General features: G+C 44.5%; 9 protein-coding genes. 1 reads left to right on the forward strand and 8 read right to left on the reverse strand.

The genetic code is table 11. The annotated features are described in order from the left end of the window. Window positions 1-94: 94 nt before the first annotated feature. From JHU38_RS01280 to JHU38_RS01310, 7 genes are all read right to left on the reverse strand, one after another. Window positions 95-3,268, reverse strand: coding sequence for a TonB-dependent receptor (locus JHU38_RS01280; RefSeq protein ID WP_107582492.1), 3,174 nt, complete (start codon window positions 3,266-3,268; stop codon window positions 95-97). A gap of 996 nt (window positions 3,269-4,264) precedes the next feature. Next, window positions 4,265-5,464, reverse strand: a complete 1,200-nt coding sequence (locus tag JHU38_RS01285; protein WP_107582490.1) for an FtsX-like permease family protein — start codon at window positions 5,462-5,464, stop codon at window positions 4,265-4,267. An 11-nt stretch (window positions 5,465-5,475) separates the two neighbouring features. Further along, window positions 5,476-6,123 (reverse strand): ATP-binding cassette domain-containing protein, encoded by a 648-nt coding sequence (locus tag JHU38_RS01290; RefSeq protein WP_107582489.1) that lies wholly within the window; start codon window positions 6,121-6,123, stop codon window positions 5,476-5,478. Continuing rightward, window positions 6,123-7,478, reverse strand: coding sequence for a DUF4836 family protein (locus JHU38_RS01295; protein ID WP_107582488.1), 1,356 nt, complete (start codon window positions 7,476-7,478; stop codon window positions 6,123-6,125). The genes JHU38_RS01290 and JHU38_RS01295 overlap by 1 nt, the downstream gene beginning before the upstream one ends. Further along, entirely contained in the window at window positions 7,475-8,200 is a 726-nt protein-coding gene (locus JHU38_RS01300; protein ID WP_107582487.1) for a 16S rRNA (uracil(1498)-N(3))-methyltransferase, read from the reverse strand. Before JHU38_RS01300 ends, JHU38_RS01295 begins: the two co-directional genes overlap by 4 nt. Further along, window positions 8,187-8,738 (reverse strand): bifunctional nuclease domain-containing protein, encoded by a 552-nt coding sequence (locus JHU38_RS01305; protein WP_107582486.1) that lies wholly within the window; start codon window positions 8,736-8,738, stop codon window positions 8,187-8,189. Before JHU38_RS01305 ends, JHU38_RS01300 begins: the two co-directional genes overlap by 14 nt. Continuing rightward, the gene (locus JHU38_RS01310; RefSeq protein WP_107582485.1) at window positions 8,716-9,963 is read right to left on the reverse strand and encodes a nucleoside permease; all 1,248 of its coding nucleotides are present in this window, start codon (window positions 9,961-9,963) and stop codon (window positions 8,716-8,718) included. The genes JHU38_RS01305 and JHU38_RS01310 overlap by 23 nt, the downstream gene beginning before the upstream one ends. A gap of 167 nt (window positions 9,964-10,130) precedes the next feature. Here JHU38_RS01310 and JHU38_RS01315 point away from each other — a divergent pair, with 167 nt between their 5' ends. Further along, on the forward strand, window positions 10,131-10,751 hold the full coding sequence (locus JHU38_RS01315; RefSeq protein WP_107582484.1) for a DUF3256 family protein: 621 nt from the start codon (window positions 10,131-10,133) through the stop codon (window positions 10,749-10,751). A gap of 259 nt (window positions 10,752-11,010) precedes the next feature. On the opposite strand, the gene ppdK is transcribed toward JHU38_RS01315, so the two are convergent. Then, window positions 11,011-13,731, reverse strand: a complete 2,721-nt coding sequence (ppdK, locus tag JHU38_RS01320; protein ID WP_107582483.1) for a pyruvate, phosphate dikinase — start codon at window positions 13,729-13,731, stop codon at window positions 11,011-11,013. Between the last annotated feature and the right edge of the window lie 43 nt (window positions 13,732-13,774).

The raw sequence follows: 13,774 nt of genomic DNA on the forward strand, positions 1-13,774 counted from the left end.
GTTAGGACGCCACAAAAAGTATGAAGTAAATACAAACAAAAGTGCACCCCATAAGAGAGATGCACTTTTTAATTTATCCGGATTTGATGAAATCTTAGAAAGTCACACGCAAACCTACCTGCATTTGCCAACGGCTGTAAATGTCGCTCTTGTTTGGCGCATAGCCGAGGAATGTATAAGAAGGGGTATATTTGCCGTTATTCTCGGTAAGTTTTTCCACTTTCAAGATGGTTTCACTATAGGCGCTTGCGTAGTTCGTCCCCCAATCATGGTTCAGCAAATTCGCAAAGTTCAGAATGTCCAATGTCAATTCAACCTTGCTGCCACGTTCTTTCAAGTAATAGAAGCTCTGCGCGAAGTGAACGTCGAAGCGATTCTCCCAAGGAGCTGCAGCTTGATTGCGCTCAGAATACTTACCGCGATTGTTTTTGGCATACCTGTTTCCTTCTATCCAGTTACCAAAGGCTGTACGACCTTCTTCGGCTGTCATGATTACTTTACCAGACTTATCTTTAACATCAACAAATGTCATCTTGGCTAATTCATCCTTCGTTGGGATATAAAGCAAGGTATTGCCTTTCTGGGTATCACCATTGAAATCCGCACCGTTTTCATTCATGGTAAAGCTGTAACGCTGGCCGGAAGTTCCGTTATAGGTTACGGAAACGTTGGTTGAGAAGCGTCCGTTCGCGTATTTAGGAGAAGAATAAGAAGCCACGGCAAGAACACGATGAGGAATATCGAACATCGTCTTTGAAAGCTCATTCTTGTTGTTCGGGTTTACGCAATAGTTGTATTTCCAGTTAGAATAAGCAATCGAAGAAGTACCGTCGATGACACCATAAGAATGCCCAAAGGTATAGCTTGCCATCAAATCGAGGCCCCAAGCGAAACTCTTCTCCAACTTTCCACTGACACTATAGCTGTAACCCTTGTTTGTATTCTTCAAGTTCACGATAGCGTAATAGTCACCTGCCTTCGTGTCGAAATATGTAGTTTCAGAAGCCGGAACGTCTTCGCTCACCGCGTATACTCTCTTGCCGTTGTCCTTAATGGCAAGATTCTCAAACCATACATTGTTCAACGTTTTGGAATATAAGCCTTCCAACGTCATTTTAACATCACCGGGCAACGTTGTTTCCCAAGCCAAGTTGGCACGGAACACCTGCGGATACTTAAAGTTCTTGCCAATAGTATTGATGGTCGGCTTGGCTGCTTTGCCTGCGGCAGACATGGCTGCAGCGTAAGCATCGACACCGTACTTGCTGAAAGAAGGTACATTCTTGTTTTGGATGGTAGTACCCTTCATTTCCATACCTGTGTTGTTCCAGGCATTGGACAACCATACAAAAGGAACACGCCCTGTGAAGAGCCCCGCGCCGCCACGAATCAGGTTCTTGTGGCTGTCATCCGTATACCAACGGAAGCCGAGACGAGGGGAAAACATAAACTTTGTAGATGGGAGTTCGCCAACCTTCACGCCAAAGTCCTTTGCGTAGTCGCTGGCATTGAACTCCGGATTTGCCGTAGGACTGCTCATCGTCATCGGCATATCCAAACGCAAGCCATAAGTAAGATTCAAGTTTGTGCTTACGTCCCATTTGTCCTGTACATAGAAACCAAGCTGAGCCGCTTCTACGGTTCCGGCCCATTTGGTTGTACCGGTCATATCGACATCAGAATAGTTATAGACAAATTTCCAAGCGTTATCATTTTTGAAATCCTCTAAAGACTTATAATAGTAAGCGCCATTGTTCGCCTGAATAAAAAGGTTCTGCATATGATAGAACTCGTTATGCGTACCAAAAGTAATGCTGTGGTTGCCGGTAGACCATGTCAGGTTGTCTTCGATGGTATAGATGTCCTGATCCAACATGTTGGCGCCGGAAGAGTATTCCGTACCAATATAGACTCTCTGGCCTTTCTTCTCACCAAAGCCCTGGATTTCAACATTTGGAGCACCATAGGCTACGCCACGGTTATCACGAACGAAAGTCATACCTACACGAGCCTCGTTATAGAGCGCGTCGTTCAAGCGAGAGTTTAATTCCGCAACGAAAGAGTTGGTACGATTGTTCATGCGATAGCCACTATTGGCAAAGTAATAAGTGGTCGAACCTGCAGCGTAAACATCTTTGTAAGAATCATTCAACTGATAACGGAAAGTGAACTTGTTATTGTCATCTATGTTCCAGTCCAAACGGGCCAAGGCAGAGATAGAGCGGGTGTCGAGTGAACGGTGAGCTTTACTTTCCTCTACGCCGGTATACTTTTTATAGATATCAATAACCTCCTGAGCCTGGCTCTCTGTAATATAATCAGACTTATAGCCGGGGAAATAAGTTGAAGGATAAGAGTTTTTCTTATATTCAAAATTAGTGAAGAAGAACACCTTATCCTTTACAAAAGCGCCGCCTAAAGAAGCGCCGTAAGTCTTGGTCGACTGGTCGCCAAGCTTCTGTTTCTTGTCAAGCACCTGGCTCCAAGTGCCAAACATGTTCTCATCCGTATAATATGTATAGGCGGAAGCACGGAAAGTATTGGTACCTGATTTTGTAATAGCGTTGATGCCACCACCGGTGAAACCGCCCTGACGAACATCAAATGGAGAAGCTACCACCTGAATCTGCTCAATGGCATCCATTGAAATAGGGTTTGTACCGGTTTGACCTCCGTTTGTACCGGAACTGGAAAGGCCGAATACGTCGTTAGAAACCATACCGTCGATTTGGAAAGAATTGTAACGGTTGTTCGAACCCGCGATAGAAAGACCTCCAATCTTAGAAGCGTTTACCAGCGGAGAGAGTTTTGCCACGTCGTATACATTACGGTTGATAGTCGGCGTATTATCTATCTGCTTCTGATTAAAGTTAGAGGAAGCTCCCATACCGCTTTTGCCGGCAACACCAGACACGACAACTTCGCCCAAGACCTGAGCGTCTTCTTTCAGATCGGCATTAATAACAGAATTCTCACCTAAGCTCAAAAAGATGTTTGAACGCACATCATTCTTGTAACCGATGTAAGAAATCGTCACGGTATAAGGTCCGCCTACACGCATACCCTGAATGTTGAAACGGCCACTCGTGTTGGTTACGCTGTTGTAAGTCGTACCGGAAGGCACATGAACGGCTGTAACTGTGGCGCCAATTACATCTTCGCCGCCGGCAAGCACCTTGCCATTAATACCTGAAGTTGTGACTTGAGCCATCATGCTTGTTGCAAAAAAGAGCATGACCGCCATTAAAAAATGCAATTTCTTTTGCATAGACTTTAACTGAAATTTAATGAATAAATTGAGGGATAAACCCAGTTAACACGATACAGATACAAAATTAATTAAAACTTTCCAAAAAAGAAGTACAAAGTAATAAAAAAACAGCATGACGATAAGAGAATCTTCGGAGGCTGTAGGAAATTAGTGGGGACGGGTTGTCAAGTTGTGTGCTAAAGAAGGGGGTACGAAAGATCGAGGCCTGCCGGTCTTTATGCCCAAAAAACGGAATTGGAAGACCTACCCAAAGGGAGGGTGAACTAACTGAAGAGTGTGAAATGCGAAAAGGTAAGCTATCTACTTTTCATACTTCGCACTCTATTTTACATTTCACGCTTCACACTTCCTATTTCACTCTTCACATTTCCCACTTAGTTTTATGTCTTTCTTGGCCGCTTGCGGCCCTTATGTCTTTGTTCCTCACAGCCTGAAAAATATGTTTTTATGTCTTTATGTCAAAAAAAATATCATGCGAAGAATATGTCCTTATGTCTTTACCCTGAATAATCTTTACATATACCATCAAAAAAGTGGCATTATTCTGAAAAAGAAAAGAGACGGACGAAAATAAGCGATTGTAGAGCAACGTTATAAAATGCTGGTTATCAACATTTTGCGTTTTTCATGGTATTTTCCCTTCGCTTTTTTGCCCTTAATAGCTATGCTTTCAGGCCGTAATCGCGGCCCTTTCATCTGCTAAAAGCTATGCTTTGACAAGGTAATCGCTATGCTTTGAGCCGATAAAAGGACAGCTTTGGGCATAAAGGGGTATAAAAATCGGCAAACCGAAATGTTTTTTCGGCATGCCGGCACTTAGATGACATGTTGCGGAAGTGTTAAAATCTGGTAGTTTTTTCTGACAAAATCACGGGAGAAGGTTTATCATGAGCCGAAACTTCCACGATATGGCATCATCAAAAGAAAACGCCCACAAAACAAGCAGAGTCAATTTACATTCAAACTTGTTTTATGGGTTGAACAAAATGTGGTCTAATCTTTTCTAAACCATATTCGAAGTATCTTTCGTCGGATAACAGCGACATTCAATACGGTGACGAGCAGCAATAAAATGAGTCCCAGTATGAAGCTCGGTATCATGGAACTGTCGTCGACGGCAGGTTGAAGCGTTTGGATGATATCCATATAATAGCCGCGTATAAAAAACAGAACCGAGAGCGCAACGACCAGCACGACAGCGTTGAGAGCCAGCGTCAACAGCTGATAGGGTTTGGCGACCGCGCCCGGACTATAACCTATGAGTAAAAGATTTTCAAGCTTATCCGCGTTTTTCTGTACCAAAAGATAAATGCTCAGCATGAGAATATAAAAACTCAAGACAGAAATAACAAGCCCTACCGTCATCACGATCATCACGACAAGTTTCAGAAAATAGATGGATTTCTCCGAATTCAACTTGTCATCTTCCAGCTCATAACCTTTCTTGTCGAAGTATTTTGAAACGGCCATATCTGAAGGATTTCCCACTTCAAGAATCAATCGTGTGGGTTCGGCGTTCCGTCCCGGGGAGAAATAATCATTGCTCCAATCCATGAAAGATTGCGGAACGAGAATCGAGGACAGCTTACCGGAGAAGCCGATAACCTTTCCTTGAAAGCTCGCTTCATGGTGATTTCCCTGGATGAACAGCCGAAAGTCGATCATTCCGACCAGGCCTTCACTCAACTTTGGCAGGCTGTGGCTTTGGGCAAACCCGAAATTGTATATCGTCAGATAGGTCTTCGGCAAAATGATAGGTACCACATGGTCGCCCGGTTTGTATTGCCACAGACTTTTGTCTACTTCAATAAATTCGTCGGGAATGCTTTCAAAGAAAAGCTCTGTATTGGCGATATTCACTCCATTGATGCTCATGTTCGCAAGAACCTTGTAGTCCGTACTTGTGAAAACGCCGAACTTAGTGACAAACTTCTGGTCCTTCAGCTCGTCTATCTCTGCGTTATCAAACATGCTTGCCCGTCCGGATATCGTTCCGGCCGTGCCCACCTTTTTACTGACAATCAGATAACCTTGCTTCATGAAGCTGTCTTCGGCTGTGAAGACGGGCACTACATCCTGAAAAAACTGATATCCCAAAAGAACGATAAGCATACCGAACAGGTTGGCAAAAAAGAAGCCGAACATCTGTGGCATGCTGATATGCTGTCGCAATAATTTCCAAACAATATTCATCCTGTGTCTGCTTATAACCTCAATACCTTATCATACGGCAACTCCATACGTTTTCCTATGCTTGTAGCGATAATACCGGCACCCTGCGCACGCGCTTCGCTCATCAGAATGTCACTCATGACGCGTGAGTTGTTGTCATCCAAATGACTGATAGGCTCATCCACCACGATAAAGTCAAAAGGCTGAGCCAACGCCCTCATCATGGCTACACGCTGCTGCTGACCGAATGACATGAATCTGACGGGAGCGTCTAATTTGTCGGCGATTCCCAGCTGTTCAAACCATCTTACGATGTCCTGCCGAGACTTGAATTCCGTCAATCGGTTTTTAATCTGCACATTTTCAAGTGCTGTCAGTTCGGGAAACAATCTGAGTTCTTGAAACAACAAACTGATATGTCGCTTACGAATATCGGTCCAATCGCGGATTTTCATTTCTTCGGCCGGCCGTGTGTCAAACAAAATTTGACCACTATAGTCATGCCGATAGCCCAGTACATAGCTGCAGAAAGTGCTCTTGCCCTTGCCGCTATCGGCCTCTAACAAATAAAGTTTACCCTTTTGAAAAACCGTTTCCGCATTCCAAATATCGGTATTCAGCCGTGCAACTTGAGCGGAAAAGACTTGTGGAACTACGGAGCTAAACGTTATCTGATCCATTATTTTAATGTATATACAATCGTGGACAAGTCGCCAAAGACCGGTTTCAGGAAATCTCTTATCAGTCCGGCCTTGTCATTGTCGATTGCGTTCAAATTGATAACCATGGCTATCTTCTTTCCTTTAACCCGTTCTGCAACCGCCGATGGTAAAGGCAAAGTTGCCCTATTTAAGGTAGACTGCGCCAATATCGCGCTGCTGCCACTATAGAACAGATTGGAAGGAGATACGCCAAAATAATAGGAAATATCGTCACCTTTATAATAATAGGCATTTTTCTGCCAATCGATAATCTTGCTGCCGGGCGGGCACGATTTCTTCCAATAGGCTACATCCTTGAGCCATTGGGCGTTGCCCAGCCGTGCGGTCATGGCCAGTTGTAATTGCTCGTTGGCGTAGCTCGGTATCTCTATTAGCACATCACCCTTAAAACTTTTTATGATGTTGTCCATGTCTATGGCGGCATTGATGCCGGCCAGCAAGCCTGTCAGCAAACTATTATCATGAAGATGATGGATGAATTTGCTTCCGTCTACATTCATAAAAATAGAGAATAAGCAGGAAGCAGACACGTTGCCGACGAACTTATCCGTGATGGGATAGTACTCATTATAAGCAGCTTGCAATGCGTTGTTAGTGGATTTGTTAAATGAGAATGTCTCGCCTTCTATCGTCAACATCTTGTCGCTGACATTCATTTTCGCCGCAATGAAGACTTGAGACGCATCGGCCGACTTCGGAGCCCCCAAAGTAAACGGCGCAATCATTTTGTCGGGCAAGGCCTGGACTTGAGCAACCAGCGCCATCGGGCTGTCTATGCTGTCGAGTCTGGCGAATATACGACTACCGGTAACGCCTTGGTCTTCGTCTTGGTTAAGATATTTGGCCATCTGTTGGCGCAACACCTTTTGCCCGTCAGCCGAAACAGGTCCCATCAACAGAAAACTTCGGTCGTTAAAGCCTACGAGCCAAGCGTCCTTAACCATCGCAAAACGTGCGCCCCGATATTGCTCAACTCGCGAAACGGCTGACGATTTCATACTTTCGAGGAATGAAACGATATCATCCGCACTCTTCACTCTCCCGCAGAATCCCAGATTGCCGTCGGATGATTCAAACAGATAAACCTTCTTAGAAAAGTCCAAACCGCTCTTTTCTACATTCTGCCCGGGCAACAACCGCGTGAATGCCGCAGCCTGCTTCGCGTCCAGTCCGGAGATATCGATTGACATCAAGGCCTTGCTTTCGGTGGGTATGGCGTTCAGATAATCAGAATCATGACAAGAGGCCAAAGCCAACATGATGACCAGTGCTAAGCAGCCTTTTACCAGCAGACGGAGATTGCTTGTTTTCATACAAATTGCTTTTTAAGATTACACATCATGACTGCCGCCAAGCCTGCCGTTTCCGTTCGCAATCGACTTTGCCCCAAGGAAATAGGCTTAAAACCGCAGGCTATAGCCTCTCGTACTTCGTTGACAGAAAAATCACCTTCCGGCCCCACTAATACTGTCACGTCATCATCCGGCGACAACGCGTCCAGTTCCTTGTATAATTCTGTCTTGGAAATTTCGTCGTAGCAATGAGCAATGAACCTGTGTCCCTGCAAAGGAAGATGGATGAAGTCGCCAAAAGCCATCAGTTCGCCGATCTCCGGCATATAAGGCTTGCGGCTTTGTTTCACAGCCGCCACGACCACCTTTTCGACTCGATCGCGGCGAATGACCGTGCGCTCCGAATAATCGCAACGTAAAAAATATAAGCCGTCAAAGCCTATCTCCGTCGCTTTCTCAGCCATCCATTCTATCCTGTCAATATGTTTGGTTGGCGCAATAGCCAATTGGATGCGCCCCCGCCAGCTTTTCTTTTGTGGTAAAGTTTCTACCACGTGATAAAGACAATGCTTGTGGTTCGCCATATCTACCACGGCCTTATAGAAAATGCCCTTACCGTCAATCAGGAATATCTCGTCATCTTGGTGCAGTCGTAAAACCTTCACGGCGTGCGCGGCCTCCTCTACAGGTAGCTCTGTTACCGTAGAAGCGTCGGGCACATAAAAAAATCTAACTTCTCTCATTCTTTCGCGAATTAAGTTCGTCGCGCAACTGCGACGCCAACTCATAATTCTCTTCCTCAATGGCCTTTTTCAGCGACTTTCTGATCATCTTGGCGCTCAATGTATTAATAGGTAAGGCCATCGACTTGGAATGCCCCTGATAAGGAACGCTCTGAAAATTCATCAGCTGTTCGTCTATGAAGATAGGTTGCCGGCTGATGAAGGAAAGCAACACTGCGTCGGGCGCACGTAATTTCACCGTCCGATTGGCCTGCTCCATACGCAGTTCGGCAACGTATTCACCCTCATTGACCGCTGCGATGAATATCTCAAACGACGGCTCCGCTTCGGACTGCAACAGGGACAGCAGGGCCTCGGGCAGCAACATGTTGCTATCAATGGCCTGCCCCATGTCGCGCAACTGAATCTGGTCGACAATAAACTTGTCACAGACTATATTCAATTGACGCTGCTCGAGTTCATCAAGCAGCGTTATAAGTCCGGCATCATCGATACCGACGACTTCGGAGATAGATTTATAATGTAACTTTACTTTCATTTGTTTTTTTCTTCGGACGGAACATTAGGCCAAAGCTCAGACAAACGACCAAGGCATAGCCCGCGAAAATAAACCAGCAACTTTGCCAATCCGTCACGCCATTGACAGTGCGGTCGTTCACGACAGCCTGAGCCGACAACGTTCCTACGGTTGCGCCAATACCATTGGTCATCAGCATGAACAGGCCTTGGGCACTGGAACGAAGCGACGGATCGGTGGACTGGTCAACAAACAGCGAACCGGAGATGTTGAAAAAGTCGAAGGCTACGCCATAGACAAGCATGGACAAAACGAACATCCAAACGCCTGAACCGGGATTTCCGGCACCAAAAAGTCCGAAGCGAAGCACCCACGCAAACATGGCTATCAGCATGACATTCTTGATTCCGAACCGTTTCATGAAAAATGGAATCAATAGAATGCAACAGGTTTCGCTGATTTGGGACAGCGAAATCAGTATATTGGCATGCTGTACACCAAATGTGTCGGAATATTCGGGAATGTCTTTAAACGATGTAATGAATGGGTTGGCGAAACCATTCGTGATTTGCAAACTCACGCCCAGCAACATGGAGAAGATGAAGAAGATAGCCATCTTTTTTTGCTTGAACAACGCAAAGGCACGCAGGCCGAACGCATCGACCATACTTTTCTTGTCGGTGTCCTTACTGATTGGGCAATGCGGCAACGAGAATGTATAAAGGAACAGCAATAGGCTGACAACGCCCGATGCCACAAATTGATTCTGGTTAGGCTGAAATCCCTTTAAGTCGACAAACCACATCATACAGATGAAGCCGATGGTGCCAAACACACGAATAGGTGGGAAGTCCTTCACGGTGTCCATGCCGGCCTTTGTCAAACCATAATAAGCCACAGAATTGCTCAAAGCGAGGGTTGGCATATAGAACGCGACACTCAAAGAATAAAGCGGGAAGATATAATCCGCATTACCAGAGACCTCTGCATAAGCGGCGGCAAACATACAGAGGCCGGCCAGAAGATGACAAACACCCAACATGCGCTGAGCCGGAATCCAGCGGTCGGCCACAATGCCGGCCAAGGCTGGCATGAAAATAGAAACTACACCTTGAATGGCATAAAACCAACCTATTTGTGAAGCCATTCCAATATTCGTCAAATAAGTTCCCATCGATGTCAAGTAAGCGCCCCAAGCAGCAAACTCTAAGAAATTCATGATGGCTAAACGCACTTTTAGATTCATTGTGGTCCTATAATATGTAATTCCCTGCAAAATTAATATATTATTAATACTACGCAAAATAAATATACTTTTTTATCTTTAAAAGTCAAATCATTAATAATTCAATAAAAAAGAGACGTTATCAGAATTATTATTTAATTTTGTAGTCTATAAATTATGTCTGTACAATGCGACTGATAAAACAATTATTTATCTTTATACTACTATTCATAGCCATAAACAATACTTTATATGCTAAAAGTATGAAAGATTTATGGCTGACAATGCCCGACTCCATTATTCCATACTTAAATGCTAACGACCGCCTTCAATTTATTGATTACAACGATCTGCATGTTCAGGCTACCGTAACCAATAAATTACAGGGTGAATGTAAAATGGACACGCTTACATCCAACTATGTACACGTAAGCCTAACTCCCTGTTCTTCGATAGAGATGCGGCTTTTGCCATACGCCAATAATGACAGCATTCTCTGTGTGGTAAAAACTTATGGTGACGAGAATAAAGAAAGTCAGATATATTTCTACGACCAGAATTGGACCTTATTGCCAATCAACGTTGCTCAAATAAGTAGTCCATCTGTCACGGAAAGCAAACTCACCTCTTTTACAAATGATTCCACCTATATTTCAGATCCGGTTATGATTTGGATGTCGTTAGACATCAACGATGATATATTAGTTATACATAGGTCAGTCACTATGGTGACAAATACAGAAAAGAAAGATATAAACACTAATCTTTTGCAAACAACCATTAAATGGAACGGGAAAACATTTAATTAATGTTTAATGAAACAATATTGCTTTTAAAAAGCTTTGTCCATTCAATTATAAAGGCTAAATTTGCAATGTGTTTTTCATGGTATTAGATTATTAAGGTTAATAAAGATTGGTTGTCGTGAGACAATCAATTTTTTTTGTCTCATAATTTACCGGCTAATTATCCGCGCTTTATCATACTTCATATAACAAAATAGAGGATAAAGCCAAATTAGTTTGGACTTTATCCTCGTTATTGTTTTAGTGTAAAATGTAAAGGTTGTTACTCTTCCACGGCAGCTTGCGCCGCTGCAAGTCGTGCGATTGGTACACGATACGGTGAACATGAAGCATAGTTCATACCTAATTTTGCACAGAATTTCACAGAGCTTGGTTCTCCTCCGTGCTCTCCACAGATTCCCGTACGGATATTCGGACGCACACGACGACCCTTTTCTACAGCCATGTGAATCAACTGGCCAACCCCCTCTTGATCCAATACCTGAAATGGATCTACCTTCAAAATCTTCTTGTCAAGATATGCGGGCAGGAATGAAGCAATATCATCACGTGAATAGCCAAACGTCATCTGGGTTAAGTCATTGGTACCAAATGAGAAATATTGTGCTTCTGAAGCAATAAGATCAGCGGTAAGAGCCGCTCTTGGAATTTCAATCATCGTACCGATTTCAAATTCCAACTTGAATCCGTACTCGTCAAATGTTCTACGGGCACTCTTTAGTATGACGGCCTTCTGCTGACGGAATTCTGCCACTGTACCAATCAATGGTACCATAATTTCCGGTTTAGGATTCTTGCCTTCCTTCTTCAGTTCGCAGGCGGCACTGATAATTGCTCTGGTCTGCATGGCCGTAATCTCCGGGAAAGTAATGCCTAAACGGCAACCACGATGTCCCAGCATTGGGTTGTTTTCAGCCAAAGAGGCTACCCGACGTTGTATCGTAGACAAGTCTACACCCATTTCATCTGCCATTACCTGTTGGCCGACTAAATCATGAGGAACAAATTCATGCAAAGGAGGATCCAGTAAACGGATATTAACCGGTAGTCCATCCATGGCTTCTAAGATTCCTTTAAAGTCCGCTTTCTGATACGGGAGCAGTTTATTGAGTGCTTTTTCTCGGCCTTCTGGTGTGTCTGCCAGAATCATCTCACGCATTGCGATGATTTTTTTGTCATCAAAAAACATGTGTTCCGTACGGGTAAGGCCGATTCCTTTGGCTCCAAAAGCTCTTCCAACACTCGCGTCATGGGGAGTATCGGCATTGGTACGCACCTGCAGTTTGGTGTACTTATCGCAGAGATCCATCAACTCCTTAAAATCACCGCTTAATTCTGCGGCTTTTGTTGGAACTTCTCCTGCATACACCTGTCCGGTCGTACCATTCAAAGAAATGTAGTCACCTTCTCTGTATAGTTGACCGTCAATCTCTACGGTTTTATCCTTGTAGCTCACGTTAATACCACCGGCACCGGAAACGCAGCATTTCCCCATACCACGGGCTACAACTGCCGCATGCGACGTCATACCACCACGTGCAGTCAAGATTCCTTCCGCAGCCGACATGCCTGCCAAGTCTTCGGGTGAGGTCTCGATTCTTACTAAAATTACTTTGTGACCATCGGCATGTCGGTCCTGCGCGTCATCAGCGTGGAAGACGATCTGGCCACAAGCCGCACCGGGAGAAGCGGGAAGTCCTTGCGTGATTACGTTAGCCTTCTGTAATGCCAGTTTATCAAATACGGGATGAAGCAGTTCGTCTAACTTATTTGGTTCACAGCGTAGTATCGCTGTCTTTTCATCTATCATTCCTTCATGAAGCAGATCGATGGCAATTTTTACCATAGCCGAACCTGTTCTTTTACCGTTTCTTGTTTGTAAGAACCAAAGTTTACCTTCCTGTACCGTGAATTCCATATCCTGCATATCACGATAATGGTGCTCGAGCTTTTCTTGAATATCATTCAGTTGCGCAAAGATATCAGGCATAGCCTCTTCCATGGAAGGATATTTGCTTGCACGCTCTTCTTCTGAGATACCAGCTCTTTGAGCCCATCTCAATGATCCCACCTTGGTAATCTGCTGTGGAGTGCGAGTTCCGGCCACAACATCTTCGCCCTGTGCGTTAACAAGATATTCTCCGTTGAACAGGTTTTCACCATTTCCTGCGTCACGACTGAAGCATACACCCGTAGCAGAGGTTTCACCCATGTTGCCGAATACCATTGCCATTACGGAAACAGCAGTCCCCCACTCGTCTGGAATTCCTTCCATCTTTCTATAAAGTATGGCACGATCATTCATCCAACTGCGGAACACGGCGCAAATGGCCCCCCAAAGCTGTTCAATGGGATCATTAGGGAAGTCCTTGCCCGTACGCTCCTTGATGGCTTCCTTAAATAATTTAACCAGTTTCTTCAGTTCGTCTACAGTAAGGTCCTTGTCAAGTTTTATGCCACGCTCTGCCTTTACTTCCTCAATGATTTCTTCAAACGGATCTATATCCTCCTTGTTGACCGGTTTCATTTCCAGAACCACGTCACCATACATCTGCACAAAGCGGCGATATGAATCGTAAACAAAATGGGGATTGTTGGTTTTGGCCACCAATCCCTCGGCAACTTCATCATTGAGTCCCAGATTGAGAATGGTATCCATCATTCCCGGCATGGAAGCACGAGCGCCGGAACGCACACTTACAAGGAGCGGATTGGTCGTATCACCAAACTTAGAGTTCATTAAATTCTCTATATGCTTAACGGCACCATTCACTTCACTTTCAAGCACCTTAATGATCTTTTCCTGACCGATTTTGTAATATTCATTACAGCAGTCAGTCGTAATCGTAAAGCCTGGAGGAACAGGAACTCCGATTAAGTTCATTTCGGCCAGGTTGGCGCCTTTTCCACCCAGCAGTTCACGCATCTGCGCATTACCTTCGGCCTTTCCATTACCAAAGGTGTATACTCTTTTTTCTGTCATGATAGATTTGATAATCGTATATATTAGTCATTTTTATGGCTGC

Origin of the sequence: Prevotella illustrans (assembly GCF_017426725.1) — a bacterium.
Classification (GTDB): Bacteria; Bacteroidota; Bacteroidia; order Bacteroidales; family Bacteroidaceae; genus Prevotella; species Prevotella illustrans.

Coding starts and splice junctions, on each gene's coding strand:
- JHU38_RS01280 (WP_107582492.1), bottom strand. CDS start 3,268: ATGCAAAAGAAATTGCATTTTTTAATGGCGGTCATGCTCTTTTTTGCA.
- JHU38_RS01285 (WP_107582490.1), bottom strand. CDS start 5,464: ATGAATATTGTTTGGAAATTATTGCGACAGCATATCAGCATGCCACAG.
- JHU38_RS01290 (WP_107582489.1), bottom strand. CDS start 6,123: ATGGATCAGATAACGTTTAGCTCCGTAGTTCCACAAGTCTTTTCCGCT.
- JHU38_RS01295 (WP_107582488.1), bottom strand. CDS start 7,478: ATGAAAACAAGCAATCTCCGTCTGCTGGTAAAAGGCTGCTTAGCACTG.
- JHU38_RS01300 (WP_107582487.1), bottom strand. CDS start 8,200: ATGAGAGAAGTTAGATTTTTTTATGTGCCCGACGCTTCTACGGTAACA.
- JHU38_RS01305 (WP_107582486.1), bottom strand. CDS start 8,738: ATGAAAGTAAAGTTACATTATAAATCTATCTCCGAAGTCGTCGGTATC.
- JHU38_RS01310 (WP_107582485.1), bottom strand. CDS start 9,963: ATGAATCTAAAAGTGCGTTTAGCCATCATGAATTTCTTAGAGTTTGCT.
- JHU38_RS01315 (WP_107582484.1), top strand. CDS start 10,131: ATGCGACTGATAAAACAATTATTTATCTTTATACTACTATTCATAGCC.
- ppdK (WP_107582483.1), bottom strand. CDS start 13,731: ATGACAGAAAAAAGAGTATACACCTTTGGTAATGGAAAGGCCGAAGGT.